13 protein-coding genes are annotated in these 18131 nt (G+C 72.6%); 8 read left to right on the top strand and 5 right to left on the bottom strand.

Features of this window, described 5'->3' with window-relative positions; genetic code table 11:
* Positions 1-96 precede the first annotated feature (96 nt).
* Entirely contained in the window at positions 97-1374 is a 1278-nt protein-coding gene (locus I6A60_RS28555; protein ID WP_203016058.1) for an MFS transporter, read from the bottom strand.
* 131 nt (positions 1375-1505) lie between these two features.
* On the opposite strand from I6A60_RS28555, the gene I6A60_RS28550 reads away from it, so the two are divergent.
* On the top strand, positions 1506-2471 hold the full coding sequence (locus tag I6A60_RS28550; RefSeq protein WP_203016057.1) for a LysR family transcriptional regulator: 966 nt from the start codon (positions 1506-1508) through the stop codon (positions 2469-2471).
* On the opposite strand, the gene I6A60_RS28545 is transcribed toward I6A60_RS28550, so the two are convergent.
* Together I6A60_RS28545 and I6A60_RS28540 are read right to left on the bottom strand one after the other, a co-directional pair.
* On the bottom strand, positions 2383-3042 hold the full coding sequence (locus I6A60_RS28545) for a helix-turn-helix domain-containing protein (RefSeq protein WP_307873908.1): 660 nt from the start codon (positions 3040-3042) through the stop codon (positions 2383-2385). The genes I6A60_RS28550 and I6A60_RS28545 overlap by 89 nt on opposite strands.
* A gap of 267 nt (positions 3043-3309) precedes the next feature.
* Positions 3310-3480, bottom strand: coding sequence for a CsbD family protein (locus tag I6A60_RS28540; RefSeq protein WP_203016056.1), 171 nt, complete (start codon positions 3478-3480; stop codon positions 3310-3312).
* A 360-nt stretch (positions 3481-3840) separates the two neighbouring features.
* Here I6A60_RS28540 and I6A60_RS28535 point away from each other — a divergent pair, with 360 nt between their 5' ends.
* The 3 genes from I6A60_RS28535 to I6A60_RS28525 all read left to right on the top strand — a co-directional run bounded on the left by I6A60_RS28535 (position 3841) and on the right by I6A60_RS28525 (position 9116).
* Positions 3841-5427, top strand: a complete 1587-nt coding sequence (locus I6A60_RS28535; RefSeq protein WP_203016055.1) for an FMN-binding glutamate synthase family protein — start codon at positions 3841-3843, stop codon at positions 5425-5427.
* Positions 5428-5641: 214 nt separating this feature from the next.
* Entirely contained in the window at positions 5642-8191 is a 2550-nt protein-coding gene (locus tag I6A60_RS28530) for a PKD domain-containing protein (protein ID WP_203016054.1), read from the top strand.
* A gap of 127 nt (positions 8192-8318) precedes the next feature.
* Entirely contained in the window at positions 8319-9116 is a 798-nt protein-coding gene (locus I6A60_RS28525) for an alpha/beta hydrolase (RefSeq protein ID WP_203016053.1), read from the top strand.
* A gap of 9 nt (positions 9117-9125) precedes the next feature.
* Here I6A60_RS28525 and I6A60_RS28520 read toward each other — a convergent pair whose 3' ends face one another.
* Together I6A60_RS28520 and I6A60_RS28515 are read right to left on the bottom strand one after the other, a co-directional pair.
* Positions 9126-11867 carry a helix-turn-helix transcriptional regulator gene (locus tag I6A60_RS28520; RefSeq protein ID WP_203016051.1) on the bottom strand — a complete coding sequence of 914 codons (2742 nt, stop codon included), beginning with the start codon at positions 11865-11867 and terminating at the stop codon, positions 9126-9128.
* A gap of 171 nt (positions 11868-12038) precedes the next feature.
* Positions 12039-14378: a heavy metal translocating P-type ATPase gene (locus I6A60_RS28515; RefSeq protein ID WP_203016049.1), complete on the bottom strand. Its 2340-nt coding sequence runs from the start codon at positions 14376-14378 to the stop codon at positions 12039-12041.
* Between the two features lie 428 nt (positions 14379-14806).
* Between I6A60_RS28515 and I6A60_RS28510 the strand changes: the two genes are divergently transcribed.
* The 4 genes from I6A60_RS28510 to I6A60_RS28495 all read left to right on the top strand — a co-directional run.
* Positions 14807-15157 (top strand): hypothetical protein, encoded by a 351-nt coding sequence (locus I6A60_RS28510; protein WP_238436431.1) that lies wholly within the window; start codon positions 14807-14809, stop codon positions 15155-15157.
* A 1-nt stretch (position 15158) separates the two neighbouring features.
* Positions 15159-16253 (top strand): FAD:protein FMN transferase, encoded by a 1095-nt coding sequence (locus I6A60_RS28505; protein WP_203016047.1) that lies wholly within the window; start codon positions 15159-15161, stop codon positions 16251-16253.
* Positions 16250-16912, top strand: coding sequence for a ferric reductase-like transmembrane domain-containing protein (locus I6A60_RS28500; protein ID WP_203016045.1), 663 nt, complete (start codon positions 16250-16252; stop codon positions 16910-16912). Before I6A60_RS28505 ends, I6A60_RS28500 begins: the two co-directional genes overlap by 4 nt.
* Positions 16909-18131: SLBB domain-containing protein (locus I6A60_RS28495; RefSeq protein ID WP_203055742.1), on the top strand; the 1223-nt coding region annotated here is incomplete at its 3' end. The genes I6A60_RS28500 and I6A60_RS28495, both read left to right, overlap by 4 nt.

The following is an 18131-nucleotide window of genomic DNA, read 5'->3' as shown; positions in this document are numbered from 1 at the left end:
CACCCAGCGGGCCCTCAGCGGGCATGATCGCCGTTTCGGCCCTGACGTGGTTGTGATCCAGGCTCGATCGCAACCACCCGAGGGCCGAAACGGCGATCATGAACGGGGGACGACGGCGGCCTGTGGCTGGGAGTTTGCTGCTGGCAGCTCCGGTTCGGGCACCCGTGCGAAGTTCTCCCGATGGCGCAGCAGCAGCAGCGGGCTGGCGAGGACGAGCACTCCGGCGGCCGTGAGCGCCGTCCGTGGGCTGGTCGCGTCGGCGAGTAGCCCGCCGAGAGCGGTGAAGAGGGCGATGGAAAGCCCGCTGCCGATCGACCAGGCGGACAGGGTCCGGGCGATCCGGTCTTTCGGGGTGTGTTCGAGCCGGTAGGTCGCGAGCACCGGGCTGAACAGGCTCATGTTGACGATGATGGCGAACTCGACGGCGATCACAGTCACGAGGCCGATGAGGCCTGGGCGGATGAAGGCAAGGCCGATGAGCCAGACGGCTCGCAGCATGCCGGCCGCGTGGAGGACCCGGTCCTGGCCGTAGCGGGTGACGACCCTGCGGGCCAGGCGTGAGCCGACCAGGCCGCCGACGCACGGGGCGGCGAACGCGAGACCGTACTGCCACGGCGGGAACCCGAGCTGGCGGAGCAGGAGCACGGCCAGCAGCGGCTCGGTGGCCGAGATCAACCCGTTGACGAGCAAGGTGTTGGCGTAGAGCGCCCGCAGCCCGGGATGGGCCAGGATGTGCCGCCAGCCGTCAAGCAGGTCGCCGGCCCGAATTCGGCTGCTCTCGGTCCGCCGTGGGCGTTCCTCCTGGCCACGAATCGCGGTGATCCCCAGCGCGGAGAGCAGATAGCTGAGCGCGTCGGCGACCACGCTGATGACCGGCCCGAACACTCCGATGGCCGCCCCGCCCAGCGGTGGCCCGACGGCGATGGAGCTCCAGTTCGTCGACTCGAACCGCGCGTTCGCCACCAGCAGGTCCCGCGGCCGGACGAGCGCCTTCAGGTAGGCGCCGGCGGCGGCATTGAAAGCGATCTTGGCGGTCGCGACCACGGCCGAGACCACCAGCAGCTGGGCGAAGCTGAGCCGGCCGAACGCATAGGCGACCGGGACCGTCATCAGGACGGCGAACCGGGCCAGATCCATCGAGATCATCACCGGCCGCCTGCGCCGATATTCCACCCACGGCCCGAGCGGCAGCGCGATCAGGGCACCCATGGCCGGTCCGACCGCGGACAGCGCCGACACCTTGGCCGGGCCGGCTCCGAGTACCAGCACGGCCATCAGCGGAAACGCGCCCAGCGCCAGCCCCGACCCATACGCGCTGACGGCGTAGGCCGCCCACAGCCAGCCGAACCGCCGACCCAAGGACCGTCGCGCCACCAAGGCTCCAGATCTCCGCCGGGTACAACCCATCGTTGAGCGACCCGATCAAAGCAAGCCGGTAAAAAGCGATCAAACAACCGAACTCTCGGCGAGCCACAACCCGTTGTTGGGTCAGTAAGGTCCGATGCGTGGATCTCGACGCCGTGCGCACCTTCGTCACGGCCGCGGACGCGGGCCAGTTCCAGGAGGCCGCCGTCCTCTTGTCGATCACCCAGCAGGGCGTCTCGAAGCGGATTGCCGCGCTGGAGCGGGACCTGGAGGTGCGCCTGTTCACCCGTACGGCCCGCGGCGCCGAGCTCACCGTCGACGGCCAGGCCTTCCTTCCGCACGCCCGGGAGCTACTGCGGGTGGAGGCTCGGGCCGACGCCTCCGTGCGTCCCGGTCGGCGCGCGCTGCGTGTCGACGTCGTCAACCGGCGGATCGCGCCGGCGGTGCTCCTACAGGACTTCTACCGGCGGCACCCCGACCTCGAGCTGGACGTCGTGACCCTGGCCGGCGACACGGAGACCGCCATCCGCGCCGTCGAGGCCGGGACGGTCGACGCGACGTTCCACGCCCTCGCGACTCCTGCGCGACAGTTGCCAGCCGCGATCAGGACCGCCCGGGTGATCGACGAGCCGCACGAGCTACTCGTCGGCCCCCGGCACGCGTTCGCGAACGCTCGCGCCGTCCGGCCCACCCAGCTTGCCGGGCATCGCATCTGGATGCCAGGCGTGGCCCGTGGGACCGAGGTGGCCGCGTATTACGACGAACTCGCTGCCGCCTTCGGGCTCACGATCGACATGGTCGGGCCCGTGTTCGGAAACGAGGCCCTCCTGGACGAGATCGCCGACTCCGCCGAACTGTCGACCCTGGTCGGAGCGAACTCGCGGTATCTGTGGCCGGACAGTTATGACCTGCGGCGGATACCGGTCCGCGACCCGGCCCCGATCTACCCGCTGTCACTGATCTGGCGTGGCGACAATCCGCACCCCGCGCTCGCCAGCCTGCGTTCCTACCTCGACCTCAGACGAACCGACGCGTCCGACACAGCGATCTGGCTGCCTCGGACTCCTCCGGATCAGCCGCCCGATCCTGATCATCGACCGGCGTAGCCGGCCCGAAAAGACCGTCGAGGATCATCGCGATGACGCGCCGCAGGGCGGCACCGTGATCGATGCCGACGGGCACCGCGTCGACGGCAGTATTGATCATCGCCATGACCAGTGCCAGATCGGCCGGCTCGGCGTCGGGACGCAGCTCGCCGTCGGCCTGGGCCTGGCGGAACGGCGGGGTCAGCGCCTCGATCAGCGCCTCGGTGTACTGAAGCTGCTCCCGAACCGGTAACTCCAGCATGAGCGCGACCAGCGGGCGCATGGACGCCTGCGTCGAGAACACCATCCCGAGAATGTCTCGAAATCCGCAGCGGTCGTCCCCCTCCGCGCGGACGACCTCCCGCAGCGCCTCGAGGTTCTGGGCCGCCACGGCGACGGCGAGCGCGTGCCGGTCCGGGAAGTGGCGGTAGACGGTCGCCCGCCCGAGCCCGGCCCGACGAGCGATCTCGTCGAGGGGCACGGCGTCGGAGCCGTCCGCGAACGCCCCGTCGGCGACCCGCAGGATCGTCTCCCGGTTGCGGCGGGCGTCATCGCGCCGCGCCGTCAGCGTGGCCACCTTGAGCGTCGCCACCTCATCTGCGAGAGCACGTAACCAGAGTACTCAGCTAAGTGAGATTCACACCCCCTCTCCTGTCTCGGTTCGTTTCTTGCGCTCCCGGCCTCGGCGAGGCTGTGCTATGTGACGGGCGAATTCGTCGGCGAAAACGCCGGTGGCGTCCTCACCGGCAAGAAAGCCCTCCAACGACCAAGGCGCCCGGCCCATCGGCCCGGCGCCTTGGTTTCGCTGGAAAGGTGGAGTCGCCCGGAGGGGCTGGCCTCTCCTTCGTGGCAATCGGTGTCAGCGCACGACGTCCTTGAGGTTCTCGCCTGCCTGCTTGATGTCGCCGCCGGCCTTCTGCCCGGCGCCGCGGGCCTCCAGGTCCCGGTCACCGATAACCCGGCCCGTGGTCCGCTTGCCGCGCCCCATGATCCGCTGCAGGGTGTTCCGCGCCTTGTCGACCATGCTCATCGAAGTCTCCTGTGTGTTGGGTATTCAGAAAAACCGGTCTCGCGATATGGACTGGAACGTCATTTCGTGACGGCCCGCCGTTCGCGAGGAATGGCGATCGGCTGCTCGATCCCGGCCTGCGGCCGGTCGGGCCGGAGTGGCCGCCCGGCGGTTCGTCATGATCCTCACCCTGCCCCGCTCCGTGGCGGCTAATCCGGTCATCGCGGCGCGTTCCGCCCCGGCCACCCCGCGTGGCCGGCTCGATTCCCCAGTAGCGGTGTGGTCGAAACGTTGGCGCTAGGAGTGGGTTTGGGCCGGAATTTGCGGGAAGGTGACGGCTGGCGCCGACGCCCGCAGGCGTGGCCTGGATGGAGGAACTCGATGTTCAGGCCGGCAACGCTCGGCTCGCTGGCGCTGCTGACGGCGGGTGGGGTGGCGATCGGGCTCACGGTGGGGTGGGCCGGCTGGGTCCTGGCCGGGGTGGCGGGGGCCCTCACCGTCGTCGCGGTGCATGACGTGGCGCAGCGGCGGCACGCGATCCTGCGGAACTACCCGGTCGTCGGACATGCGCGTTTCCTGCTGGAAGGCATCCGCCCGGAGATCCAGCAGTACTTCATCGAGCGGAACTTCGACGGGCGGCCGTACGACCGGGATGTCCGGACGGTCATCTACGAGCGGGCCAAGGGCATCCACGGGGAGCAGGCCTTCGGGACCGAACGCGACGTCGGCGCGGTCGGCTACGAGTACCTCCTGCACTCGACGGTCCCCCTGGCGGTGCCGGACGGCGCGCAGCCCCGGGTCCGGATCGGCGGCCCCGACTGCACGGTGCCCTACGACATGGCGTTGCTGAACGTCTCGGCGATGAGCTTCGGGGCGCTGTCCGCGAACGCGCTGCTCGCGTTGAACCACGGCGCGGCGCTCGGCGGCTTCGCCCATGACACCGGAGAAGGCGGTCTCACCGAGTACCACCTGCGCGGCGGCGGGGACGTCGTCTGGGAGATCGGCAGCGGCTATTTCGGCGCCCGCACCAAGGACGGCGACTTCGATCCGGACCTGTTCGCGGACAAGTCGGCCAACCCGGCCGTGCGGATGGTCGAGCTCAAGCTGAGCCAGGGCGCCAAGCCCGGTATCGGCGGGGTCCTGCCCGCGGCCAAGGTGACGGCGGAGATCGCCGACGCCCGCGGCGTCCCCCGGGGTGAGAAGTGCGTCAGCCCCTCGTCGCACCGGGTTTTCGGCACGCCCCGCGAGCTGGTGCTGTTCATCGCCCGGATGCGCCAGCTAGCGGGCGGCAAGCCGGCCGGGTTCAAGCTGTGCGTCGGCTCGCGCCGGGAGCTGCTCGCGATCTGCAAGGCGATGCTCACCGAAGGGGTCACACCAGACTTCATCGTGGTGGACGGTTCGGAAGGCGGGACAGGCGCGGCGCCGCTGGAGTACGAGGACCATGTCGGTACACCGCTGACCGAAGGCCTGATCGCCGTCCACAACGCGCTGGTCGGGGTAGGCCTACGGTCCCAGGTCCGCGTCGGGGCCAGCGGCAAGGTCGCGACGGGAACCGACATCGTCAAGCGGCTCGCGCAGGGCGCGGACTACACGAACGCGGCGCGGGCGATGATGATGGCGATCGGCTGCATCCAGGCACAGCGGTGTCACACGAACCTGTGCCCGGTCGGGGTCGCGACCCAGGACCAGGCCCGCGCCAAGGCGATCGACGTCCCGGACAAGAGCGAACGGGTCCGGCGCTACCAGGAGGCGACCGTCGCGCAGGCGGCGCAGATCATCGCGTCGATGGGGTGCCCCGGCCCGGACGCCCTGCGCCCGACGCACATCATGCGCCGGGTCGATCATGTGACGACCCGCAGCTACGCCGAGCTCTACACCTGGCTGGAGCCCGGCCAGCTCCTCGCCGAGCCACCGGCGGACTGGGCCACCGACTGGGCCGCCGCCGATCCCGACCGCTTCCACGGCTGACCGCCGGCGCGCCGGCCCAGGCCCCACCGATAGACCAGCCAGGGGCGCGGTTCGCGTTTCGCGACCAGAAGGCGGCCTCCTGGCGGTCGGCTGGCCGACTGGACTCTTGCGCCGGAACCGATTCGTACTGCGACAATGACCCCACGCTGCGACCATGGCCGCACGGCGGCGGCATCCTGAGTGGGTCGCGGGAACAAACGGGAGCGACGGCACCGTGAGCAGCACAAGAGGGCCGGGCGCGTCGCGGGTTCGCCTCGCGGCAGGCCCCGCTCTCCGCTGGGCGCCGCGGCTACTGCTGGCCGTTTTGGTTGTCGCCGGAGCATTCGGCGTCGTCGCGGGCAACGGCGCGGGCGCCGCGGCCCGATCCGTCAGCCTGGAGGACAGCTCGGCCTGGCTACTGTCGCCGACGATCGGCGAGACAGAGCTGGTCGACGGCAATACCGGCGCCGTCATCACCCACGTGGCGCTGGGCGCCGGACAGCTCGTGGGAGCGCAGTCGGGAGCCGACGAGGTCGTCGCCGACACCGGCAGCGGCACCGTCCGCCGCGTCGACGGCGCCAACTACCGCGTCTCGGCCGGGGTCAGAGCGGGTCGCCCGGGTGAGCCGCTGACCGTCTATCCGACGAAGAGCACGCTGTTCATCGCGAACCGGACGACCGGCCTCGTCACGGCCGCCGACCCGGCGCGGCTGACGACCCGCTATACAGCGTCGTTGTCCGCCAGGATGCCCGCCGACGGCGTCGTCACGGACGGCACCAACGGCCTGTGGGCGATCGACGCCACCACGGGCGACCTCGCCCACGTCGAACCGTCGGGCACGACGATCCGGCGCCGCGCCGTCGACCCGGCCGACACCCGGCTCGTCACCGCCGCCGGGCGGCCGGTGGCCGTCGACCTCGCCGCAGGGCGCGCCGTCAGGATCACGGCCTCCGGGGCCGACGGTCCCGCCGCCTGCGTCGACACGGCCGCCGGTGACACCACGGTGTCCGTCGTCCCCGCTACCAGCGCGGATCAGGTCTACGTCACGTCCGGCCGGCGCGGTGTGCTGCTCATCAGCGACCTGGCCACCGGGCGCTGCGGCCGTGCCATCGACCTCGGCGTCGCCGGCCACCGGCTGGGCCAGGCAGTCGAGACCGCGCAGCGCCTCTTCGTCCCCGACTACACGACCGGCCAGGTGATCGTCGCCGACCTGGCCAGCGGCCGGATCGTCGCGAGCCCGACCGTGCTGCCGGCCGCCACGCTGTTCGAGCTGACGTCGCAGGGCTCGACCACGTTCTTCAACGACCCGTCGACCGCGCGCGCCGGCATCATCTCCCTCGACGGCACCGTCCGGGCGGTCCAGAAGTACGACCCGGCCAACTCCGGCTCGTCCGCCGGCGGCCCAAGCGGCCCAAGCGATGGGCCCGACCCGCTTACCGCCACGGACGGCGGTGGTCCCACGGGATCCGTGACGCCGGGGCCGACGCCGACGGCCACGCTCACGCGCCGGCCGAACGTCGAGCCCCCGAACAGCGGGTCCACCGTCGGACCCGGGCCGGCGACGACCGTCGCGCCAGTCCCCGGTGGCCAGACACCGGCCACCGCGGCTCCCGGCGCGCGCATCGAGGTCTCGGCCGCGCGGGCGCGGACAGGGGACCCGCTCACCCTGCACGCGGTGCTCGTCGGCGCGAACGGCCAGGCGTCGGACGCGCGGATCATCAGCACCGCCTGGACGTTCGGCGACGGTGCGACCGGTGCCGGCGTGCAGGTGAGCCACGCCTGGGCCGCGGCAGGCACCTACCAGGTCAGCGCGGCCATCCGGCTGCGGGACGGGACGTCGACCGCCGCTTCGACCGTCATCACGGTCACCGCGCAGGCGCCGCCGGTCAGCACCCCGTCGACGACTCCGGTGTCACCGCCGTCGTCATCGACGCCGAGGCCGCCGACGTCGACCACCCCGACGACTCCGACGACTCCGACGGCGAAACCGAAGGCCGCCCTTTTCGCGCAGCAGTCCACTCCGTCGTCGGGTCAGCAGGTTCCGCTGGAGGTCGCGGCGGACGCGACCGGTTCCAGCGGCTCCGGAGCGTTGCGGTACACGTTCGACTTCGGCGACGGAACGGCCGTCGTCGGCCCGCAGGCCGGCGTCACCGCCAGACACGACTACGCCGCGACCGGCACCTACCCGGTACGCCTGACCGTCACCGACGCCACCGGGGCGACGGACACGGTCGAGAACTCGGTCCTCGTCGAGCCCGCCGGCGCCGCCTGGGTCGACGTGCACCCGGACGCTGACCAGGGCCCTCCGCTCACGGCGACCGCTGACGCGTCCGCCTCCAGTGGCACCGGGACCCTGCACTACACGTTCGGCTTCGGCGACGGCACGGCGTCGGTCGGCCCACAGACGGGCGCGACCGTGACCCACACGTACACCGCGCCCGGCCAGTACGCGCTGAACGTGACGGTGACCGACGCGGTCGGCGGTAAGTACGTCAACTCGTCAGAGGTGGTGGTCGACCCCGTCTGGACGGTGACGCCCTCGTCGGGCCCGGCTCCGCTCACGGTCGAGGCCCAGGTCGTCGCCAGCCAGGCCGGCGCGACCTACGACTGGGGATTCGGCGACGGCACCCCCGGCACCGGCTGGCAGACCGCGAGCACGGCGACGCACACGTACACGGCACCGGGCACGTACGAGGTCTTCCTGGAGTTCCAGTACGCCGGCGGCGCCTTCGGAACTCGAACGACGAACGTGACCGTGACCGGCCCCCCGGCGTCCCCGGGGTAACCGGTGGCGCGGTCGATGCGGTCATCTGACGTACGCGACCACCGCTCGTCCTGCCCTACCGTTCCGGTCAGAAGACGTCCCGGACTCCACGACGGATTCGGACGTCCAGCCGCTAAGGAGCGCCCGCATGGCAACCCCGACTCCCGTGATCTTCATCCATGGGCTCTGGCTGCACGCCTCGTCCTGGGGCCCCTGGATCGACCTGTTCAGCGCCGCCGGCTACGCCCCCTCGGCCCCCGGCTGGCCCGGCGACCCCGACACGGTGGACGAGGCCAGGGCCGACTCGGAGGCCATGGCCGGCCACGGCATCGACGACGTCGTGGCCCACTACGCGGAGATCATCTCGCACCTGCCGGTGAAGCCGATCCTGGTCGGGCACTCGTTCGGCGGGATGATCGCCCAGCGTCTGCTCGGCCAGGACCTCGCCGCGGCGGCCGTCGCGATCGACGCCGCCCAGATCAAGGGCGTCCTGCCGCTGCCGCTCTCGGCGCTGCGCGCGACGCTGCCGGTGTTCAAGAACCCGGGCAACAGGAACAAGACCGTCCCGCTGACCCCGGAGCAGTTCCGGTACGCCTTCGGGAACACCATTCCGGAGGACGAGTCCCAGCAGCTCTTCGACACCTGGGTCATCCCGGCGCCGGGCAAGCCGCTGTTCGAGGCCGCCGCGGCCAACTTCGACCCCCACTCGCCGGCCGCGGTCAACACCAAGAACGAGGGCCGCGGCCCGCTCCTGCTGATCGCCGGCGGTAAGGACCACACCGTGCCGGAAGTGGTGACCCGGGCCACGCTGAAGCAGTACCGCCATTCCAGCGCGGTCACCGACATCCTCGACTTCGCCGACCGTGGGCACTCGCTGACGATCGACCACGGCTGGCGCGAGGTCGCGGACGCGTCGCTGGACTGGCTGCGCAAGCAGGGGCTGTAACGGCCCAGGTCAGGCGGTGGGCTCCAGCGCGGCCCGCAGCGCGGATCGTGAGGTGACCCCGAGCTTGGGGAAGATCCGGTGCAGGTGCGAGCTGACGGTCCGGTGCGAGACGTAGAGCCGCTGGGCGATCTCCTTGTTGGTCAGGTTCTGGGCGACCATCTGGGCGATCTGGAGCTCGCGGGCACTGAGCTGGTCGCGCGCGTCGGGGGCACGGCCACGGCTCACCTCGCCGGAGGCCCTCAGCTCCTGGCGCGCGCGCTCGCTCCAGGGCACGGCGCCCAGCGCGTCGAACGTCTCGCGGGCGGTGCGCAGCGGCGCCCGCGAGTCGGCGGCCCGCCGCTGCCGGCGCAGCCAGGCGCCATAGGCGAGCTGCGCCCGGGCGCGGGCGAACGGCCACGGGACCAGCTCGGCGTTCTGGGCGGCGAGGAAAAGAGGCTCGGCATCGGCGTCGGCGGCCAGGAGGGCACGCGCATAGCGCAGGTCGATGTGCAGCGCGGCCGCCGGCGTCGCCCGGGCGATCTCCTCCATCTCGGCCACGATGGGGCGCACCGCGTCGCCCTGCCCGCTGTACACGGCGGCCTCGACGAGCTCCCCGACGGCGTGGCACCGCAGCCCCGCGTGGTAAGCCGGATCGGCCGGGTCGTGCATCCGGCGCAGCTGCTCGTAGGCGTGGTCGTGCCGGCCGTCGCCAAGGGCGGCGAGACCGCGGGCGAGCTGCACGGTCGCGAGCACCGGGTGGGCGTCGACCGGGATGGCTACCCGCTCGGCCTCGGCCGCCACCTCCGCCAGCCGGTCCTCGTCACCGCGGACCGCCGCGAGCAGCGCCGCGGCGGACTGCGCCGTCGCGTACATCAGCGGCTGCGCGGTCTCCTGGGCCAGCAGGCTGGCCTCCTCGGCCGCCGGGATCGCCACGCCCAGGTCGACGAGGCGGACCGCGCTCCAGGCCTGCGCCCCGAGGGCTCTCGCCAGCAGGCCCAGCCGGCCCCGGGCCCGCAGCTCGGGGAGCGCGGCGGTGCAGAACTGCAGGGCGAGGTCCCAGGCCCCGACCAACAGGGCCGCGTCGCCCAGCATCCGAGCCGTCTGGGCGTCGCCGTTCCAGGACGCGGCCGACCTGCGCATCCGGTCGATCACGACCCGGCCCCGCTCGATCGGAGCGGCGAACGCGAAGATCGCCAGCAACTGCGCGTCGAGCTCGTCGACCGGCAGCGCCTCGGCCGCGGCGACGACCCGCGCCGACGCCTCGGGACCGGGCTGAGCCCAGAAGCACCGCAGGGCCGCGCCCCACAGCAGCCGCAGCGCGAGAGCGACGTCTCCGTCCGCGGCGACCCGCGTCGCCGCCTCGGCGAGCACCACCGCCCCGTCGTTCGCGTCGCGGATGCCGTCGTCGAAGCCGCCACCGATCAACATCCGCCGGGCCCGGTGCCGTTCGGAGACCTCGTCGGGCCCGGCCTCGTGCAGCAGCCGGACGACGACGTCGGGGCGCCCCAGTTCGACCGCGCACTCGGCCGCCCGCAGCATCCGTTCGCGCCGGCGGCCGGGATCCTCACTGAGCCGGCCGGCATGCTCCAGCGCGGCGACGGCCTCCGTCGTCGCGCCACGCCGTTGGGCCCGGGTCGCCACGGCCTCCAGCTCGGCCGCGATGACCTCGTCCGGGCCGAGGCTGGCCGCCGCCGCGTGCCAGACGCCGCGGTCGGAGTCCTCGGCGAGGACCCGCGCCAACGCGGCGTGCACCCGCTGCCGCTGCCCGATGGTCGAGCGCTGGCGAATCGCCGAACGCATGAGCGGGTGCCGGAAGCGCAGCCTCTCCCCGGTCGTGTCGACGAGGTGGACGGCCAGCGCGGGCGCCAGATCGTCCAGGCTGAGCTGCTCGCCGGCGACGAGCGCGCCGGCGGCCAGCGTCTCCGCCAGGGTGTCGCCGTCGTTGAGCGCGGCCACCAGCAGGAGCGTGCGGGTGGCGACGGACAGCCCGGACACCCGTTCGGCGAAGGCCCGCTCCAGCCGGGTCGTCAGCGGCAGCCACGCCGGCAGCGCCTCGGCGGCGCCCGTCCCCGCCACGGTGACAGGCAGCTCGACCAGGGCGAGGGGGTTGCCGCCCGCCTCCCCCAGAATCCGGGCCCGGACCGGCGGGCGCAGATCGGGAAACCGGGAGTCGAGCAGGGTCGCCGAAGCCGCGTCGTCGAGCCGTTTCAGCGGCAGCTCGGGCAGCCCGGTGTTGTCCATCGAGCTCTCGAAGCCGTCCCGCACCGCGGCCAGCAGCACGATCGGCTCGAAGGTCAGCCTGCGCGCCACGAAGAGAAGCACGTCGGCACTCGCGCGATCCAACCAGTGGGCGTCCTCGACGATCAGCAGGACCGGCGCGCGGGCGGCGGCCGCCGCGGCCAGGTTCAGCGTCGCCAGCGCGATGAGGAAGAAGTCCGAGGCTCCGGCCTCGCCTGTCGCGAACGCCGCCAGGATCGCCTCACTCTGCGGCCCAGGCAGCTCGTCAACGTACGCGAGCAGCGGGCGCAGCAGTCGGTGCAGCCCGGCGAAGGCCAGCTGCACCTCCGACTCGGCGCCCGCCGCCGTCAGGACCCGTAGCCCGCGCGCCGCGGCGACCCGACCCGCTTCCGTCAGCAAGGCCGACTTGCCGATTCCGGCCTCGCCGCGCACCACCAGCGCGCCGCCCTGGTCGCGGATGCGCTCAAGCAGACCGGCGAGGAGTTCCGTCTCGGACTCACGGCCTACCAGCGCCACTGGTGCGGTGGCCGACATGCCTCGCATTCTCCACCGGCGCGCCGGGCCGACGTGCCGGGTCCCACGCAATCCCACAGCCAAGTGGGACAGCGACCAAACGAAGCTCCACACGAGCCGCCCAACCGTGACCGGTTCGGGCGGCCAGCCTGTCTTCGCGGCGACCAGGAACAGGTCGCCACGGGCCGCCTGCTAGCCGGCGGGTGGCGTCGTGTCGGCGAGGGTGAAGTAGCCCTCCTCTTCCTGGGCGAAATGGAGCCGGAGTACGGCATATAGCCCGTAGAGCAGTTGCTGAAGTTCGCGGGCGTCGTCGGGGTCGAGATCACCATTCTCGGGTCCGTCCAGATCGATGTCAGTGAGGAGCTGACCGAGACGGCGCACCAGGCGATGTATCTCGACGTGAGCACGGCTCATCGGCGCGGTGGCGGGCTCCAGCATGGGGTACAGCCCCCGGTCCTCGATGTCCTCGTGGGGCAGCAGGTCCCGCACGCAGAACTCATGGACGGCACGGACCTCGGCGAGCGCTTGGTCCCGGTGTGTCGGGCCGCCCAGCGAGGCGGCGGCGGAGCGGATGCGCTCGACTTCGGGACGCATCTGACTGTGCTCGGCGGCGAGCCGCCTGGTCAGTTCGGTCTGCCGGTCACTGGCCGGGTGTTCGGCCTCAGGCCCCGGAAGCAGTGCGCGGCTGGCGTTGAGGATGGTCGCGAGATCGATCGCCTCCTGGAGCAGGGCGCCCGGGGCCGCGGGCAGCCATCCGATCACGGCGATCCCCATGGCGAGCAGGGACATGCCCATACCCAGCAGCACGCTTTGGCGGGCGATGGCCCGGGAGCGGCGGGCAATATTGATCGTTTCAGCGATACGGTCGAGACGATCGACGGCGAGGACGGCGTCAGCCGCCTCTGAGGACGCGGTCGCTCCTCTCGCGGCGACGGCGATGCCAACCGACGCCGCGGCGAGTGCTGGGGCGTCGTTCACGCCGTCACCGATCATGACCGTCACCTGGTCGCGTTCCTCGGCCCGGATCGCATCGACCTTCTCGGCCGGTCCACGTTCGGCGAGAACGGCATCAATACCGACAGCCTCGGCCACGCATGATGCGACCTCGTTGCGGTCTCCGGTGACCATGACAGTTCGGGTGATGCCAGCCTCCCGCAACCGGCGGATCATGCGGGGCGCGTCCGCGCGGAGCGGATCGTCGAGCAGCAGAGCGCCAGCCGGGCAGCCGTCCAGTCCAACGAAGACGGCGATCGACCCATCGCGGGCAGAGCGGCGTCGTACGCCGCGGATCCAGCTCCGGCTCCGTGACCCTTCGCCTTGCCCGCCCTGGTCGCGACGATGGGCGGCGCCAGACGTGGTCTCGGTCAGGCCGATCCAGGCGGCCTTGCCGATGGCGACCCGGTGCCCGTCGACGAGGCCGCGGATGCCGGCGCCGGCGACCTCGTCGACCTCACTCGGCATGGTGAGGGCCAATCCGCGCTCCCGGGCGGCACGGACCACGGCGGCAGCCAGGACATGCGGCGAGACCTGGTCGAGCGAGGCCGCCAACCGCAGCAGTTCGGTGCCCTGGGAGCCGTCGGCCGTGACGATGTCGGTCACGGCTGGCCGGCCGGCCGTGAGGGTGCCGGTCTTGTCGAACAGGACCACCTGGGCCGCGGCAAGGCGTTCCAGCACGCCGCCGCCTTTGACGATCACGCCACGCTGCGCCGCTCGCGACAGCCCTGCGACGATCGCGACCGGCGCCGCGAGGATCAACGGGCAGGGCGTCGCGACGACGAGCACCGCGACCCCGCGGGCCAGCTGCCCGGACCACACCCAGCCCAGCGCCGCCACCGCGAGCGTCACGGGAAGAAAGAGCAACGCGTAATGGTCGGCGAGGCGGACGAACGGCGCGGTGTCGGCACCCGCCGCCTCGACCATCCGCACGATCCCGGCGTAGCTGCTGTCTCGCGCCGTCCGCGTGGCCCGCAGGTCGAATGGGCCACCGGCATTCACCACACCGCTACTGACCGGGTCCCCCGCGCCCCGTGCAACCGGTATCGACTCGCCGGTCAGAGTCGACTCGTCGAGGACCGCGCTCCCCGTCTCGACGCGACCATCCGTCGGCACCACCTCCCCCGGGCGGATCAGCAGGAGGTCGCCGACGGCCAGCTCATCGACCTCGATCACGGCGTATTCCGCACCCGCGCGCCGGAGCGCGGTGTGAGGCATCCGCGCCACCAACTGCCGCAGCGCGCGTTCGGCCCGGCCGGCAGCCCACCGCTCCAACAGCCGTCCGGTGGCTACCATCACGGCGATCAGAGCGCCAGCCAGGTACTCGCCGACACCCAGCGTTCCGACCAGGGCGAGTACCGCGATCACGTCGACGCCGGGTCGCCGGTGCCACAGGCTGACCGCGACACCGCCAGCCGCTGGAACGAGGCCAGCCACCGTGGTGACCGCCCACGCGAGGTCCGCTGCTCCGCGCGCGCCAGCAAGCCAGAGTGCCGCGCCAGTGGCCAGCCCGACGAAGGTCACCGCGAGTAGTGCCACCTCCCGGACTCGCGCCGGCCGCCGAGGCGCGACGGGCGATCGCCCTCGGTGCCGCAGCCGCCACCGGTATGGAGGCCAGCGGTGGACGCGGAGCGGGCGATGGTCGAGGATCGCCGGTGCTGTCGGGTCGTTGTCCGGCACGGCTCCGCCTCCGTCATGGTGGCCCGTTCGCATCGGGGCGGCGCCGTCGCGGCGCCGATCTAACACCGCCGTATCGTTCCCGGTCCGGTCCAGGGGAGCACCTGCCAACTGGCCGGAATTGGCTGGGCGGATCGTCGGGCGGGCTCGACCGATCGAACTGGTAGGCGACGACCGCCGCGGCAGGCGCGTCCCGCGAGAGTGGCTTTCTGCGGCGACGACGCCGATTCCCGTCTTATGCACAGGGATCTCCCAGGGATCTCCCAGCCTTCGCCGGCACGGTCTATGTCATGGCAGGAGACAGCTACATCCGTCCACCCGGTGGGAACGGTCAGCCGTACGGCGAGGGGCCGTCGCGCGAGGACGGTTTCCGTCGGACCGCGCGGGTCACCACCGGCCTCGTCGGCGTCAGCGCCGCGGCCGTCCTAGGGTTCGGCATCCTGGCGCACGGCCACTCCTCCGCGACCACCAGCACCGCGACATCCAGCGGCACTGGCACGGCCACGAGCAGCGGCACTGGCACCAGCCAGAGCAGCGGTACGTCCACGAGCCAGAGCAGCGGCTCGACGTCCAGCGGAAGCGGTCTGGTCTCCAGCGGTGGCAGTGGAGGCAGTACTCACGGCCAGACGAGCGGCAGCTGACATGCTCACCGACGACCCAGACCCGGCCACCGCGGTGGCCGAGTGGCAGGTGTGGAGCACGAAGGCGCGTGTCGTGGTCACGGATCCGGCCGCGCTTGGCGAGGCCAGGCGGCTGGTCGCCGATCAGCTTGCCGCGGTGGACGCGGCGGCCAGCCGGTTTCGGGACGACTCCGAACTGAGCCGGATCGCCAGGGCGGGTGGCTCGCCGCGGCTCGTGAGCCCGCTGCTCGCCGAGCTCGTCGCCGTCGCGCTGCACGCGGCGGAGTCCACCGACGGCGACGTTGATCCGACGCTCGGTGACCTGCTCGCCACCCTCGGGTACGACCGCGACATTGCCCTGATCCGCCACGACGGCTGCGCCCCGGGCCCCACCACCGACGATGGCTTGGACGGGCCCGCCGCCAGCGCCCCACCCCGCTCGACGGTGCGCCGTGGGCCGGCCTGGCGGCGGATCGTGCTCGACGGCGAGTGGCTGACCGTCCCCCCGGGCGTCCAGCTCGATCTGGGAGCGACCGCGAAGGCACACACCGCCGACCGGTGCGCGGCCCTGGTCGCCGAACGGCTCGGTGTCGGCGTACTGGTCAGTCTTGGGGGCGACCTTGCGACAGCCGGCGATGCGCCGCCCGGCGGCTGGCGGGTGCGCGCGCAGGACCGCCCTGGTGAGCCGGCCAGCACGGTGACGCTCGCTCCGGGCGCCGCGCTGGCCACGTCGAGCACGATCGGGCGACGTTGGCTGCGCGAGGGCCGGGTCCTGCACCATGTCCTTGACCCGCGCACCTGCCGCCCCGCGGACCCGGTCTGGCGTACGGTGACCGTCGCCGCCCGCAGCTGCCTCGCCGCGAACACGGCGAGCACAGCATCCGTGGTCAGAGGCATTGCAGCGACTGGTTGGCTGCACGCGCTTGGCCTGCCGGCCCGGCTGGTGCGCCGCGACAAATCTGTCCTGACCCTCACCGGCTGGCCAGCCGACGAGCCAGTCGCCCCCCTGGCCGCGAGGCCGTTCCCGGCCGCCGCCGCGCGGCAGGCCGAGCCGGCCGTCACGGACCGCGAACGGCGTCAAGCCGCGACATCGATGTCTCGTGGCGGCAGGCCATGAGCCACGCCGAGCTCTGGTACGCCGCCCGCGCCACCGGGACGACGCTGCTGCTGGTGCTCACGCTCACGGTGGTGCTCGGGATCGTCGCGCGCTCGGGCCGCCGAGCCGGCGGCCTGCCGGGTTTCGCCGTCGCCGCGGTGCATCGCAATACCAGCCTGCTCGCTGTCGCCCTGCTGGTGGTGCACGTCGTGACCGTCGTACTCGACCCGTTCTCACACCTGGGCGCGCTCGACACCGTTCTCCCGTTCGGCGCCGGTTACCGCCCGTTCTGGGTGGGGCTGGGCACGTGCGCCGCCGACGTACTGCTCGCGCTGGTGGTGACCAGTCTGCTGCGCCGCAGGATCGGTGCCCGGATCTGGCGAGGCGTGCACTGGGCTGCCTATGCGGTCTGGCCGCTCGCCTTCGCGCACTCCCTCGGCTCCGGCACGGACGCCGGCACTGGCTGGCTGCGGGCGGTCGCCGGCGGGTGCGCAGTCACGGTGGTGCTCGCGGTGTGCTGGCGCTGCTCGGACTCGTTCCATCGCCGCCGCCCGTCGGGCTCGCTCGCCGCCGGCCTGCACCTTCCCGACCGGCCGCCCCGGCCGCCGGCGGCGCGGCCCCATCAGCCACGCCGTCCCGGCGGCGCGGAGGCTCACACCGTTGGAAGGTGGACGAGATGACCCAGATGACCGTCCGGCCCGGCGATCCACTCTCCGGTCATCGTCGCGATGACCTGCCTGCGCGGCCAGAGCAGCCGCCGCGCCCGACGACCGGCCGTCTTCTCGACGCAGGAGCGCGAGATCTGGACGACCACCTCGCGCGGCACGGGTCTGTGCCGTGGCAGGGCGCGCCGGGCCGGCTCCTCGACGAGCTGCGCGCCGCCGGGCTCACCGGCCGGGGCGGCGCCGGCTTTCCGGTCTGGCGCAAGCTCGCCGCCGCGATCCCCTCGAGTGGCAGACCCCGGGCGGGCGGCCAGCCGTCGAGGGCGCCGATCGTGATTGCGAACGCGGCCGAGGGCGAGCCGGAAAGCGCCAAGGACGCCTGGCTGCTCGCCACCGCCCCGCACCTCGTGCTCGACGGACTCGCACTCGTGGTGGAGGCAGTCGCCGCGACCGACGCGCATGTCTATGCCAAACCCGGCTCGGGGGCGCGGTCCGTCACCCGCGCGCTGGCGGAACGCCGCGCCGCGAAGATCGACCGGCGTCCCCCGGACCTCCGGCTGGCCCCGCGCAGCTTCATTGCGGGCGAGGCATCCGCGGTCGCCGCCGTCATCGACGGCGGCCAGGCGGCGCCGTTCCACCAGCTCGTCCCGCTGTCGGCTCCCGCCTCCCGCGGCGAGGGCCGCACCGGCAGGCTGCGCCACCCCGTCGTCGTCTGCAACGCCGAGACCCTGGCCCACCTCGCGCTCGTCGCCAGGCGTGGGGCCACCTGGTTCAGGTCCACCGGTACTTCCGACGAACCAGGCACCATGCTCGTCACCGTGTCCGGCGCCGTCCGGTCCCCAGGCGTCATCGAGGCGCCGATCGGCATGACGATCGGCGAGATCGCCCGGCTCGCCGGCGGGGCGACCGAGCCGCTCGGCGCGGCACGCGTCGGCGGATATGGCGGGGCGTGGCTGCCAGCAGACCGGGCACACCGCGTGCCGATGACGCGAACCGGCCTGGCCACCTGGGACGCGAGCCCCGGACCGGGTCTCCTTCACCTCCTGCCCGCGCAGGCCTGCGGGCTGGCGGAAACGGCCAGGATCACCAGCTACCTCGCCGGGCAGAGCGCCGGCCAGTGCGGGCCGTGTGTCCACGGACTGCCGGAGCTCGCGACGGCGACCGGGCGGCGGGGCGCCCCCCCCCCGCCGCCCCCCCCCACGGCGCGGCGCGCCGCCCCGAGAGCGGAGCAGGTGCG

Source organism: Frankia sp. AgB1.9 (genome assembly GCF_016786355.1).
Classification (GTDB): Bacteria; Actinomycetota; Actinomycetes; order Frankiales; family Frankiaceae; genus Pseudofrankia.
Note: the sequence above shows the minus strand (reverse complement) of the source record. Positions and strands in the feature narration are given on the sequence as shown.

What these genes read in the sequence shown, in the direction of transcription:
- I6A60_RS28540 (WP_203016056.1), bottom strand. Translation starts at nt 3,480, where the DNA reads ATGAGCATGGTCGACAAGGCGCGGAACACCCTGCAGCGGATCATGGGG.
- I6A60_RS28535 (WP_203016055.1), top strand. Translation starts at nt 3,841, where the DNA reads ATGTTCAGGCCGGCAACGCTCGGCTCGCTGGCGCTGCTGACGGCGGGT.
- I6A60_RS28525 (WP_203016053.1), top strand. Translation starts at nt 8,319, where the DNA reads ATGGCAACCCCGACTCCCGTGATCTTCATCCATGGGCTCTGGCTGCAC.
- I6A60_RS28520 (WP_203016051.1), bottom strand. Translation starts at nt 11,867, where the DNA reads ATGTCGGCCACCGCACCAGTGGCGCTGGTAGGCCGTGAGTCCGAGACG.
- I6A60_RS28510 (WP_238436431.1), top strand. Translation starts at nt 14,807, where the DNA reads ATGGCAGGAGACAGCTACATCCGTCCACCCGGTGGGAACGGTCAGCCG.
- I6A60_RS28505 (WP_203016047.1), top strand. Translation starts at nt 15,159, where the DNA reads ATGCTCACCGACGACCCAGACCCGGCCACCGCGGTGGCCGAGTGGCAG.
- I6A60_RS28500 (WP_203016045.1), top strand. Translation starts at nt 16,250, where the DNA reads ATGAGCCACGCCGAGCTCTGGTACGCCGCCCGCGCCACCGGGACGACG.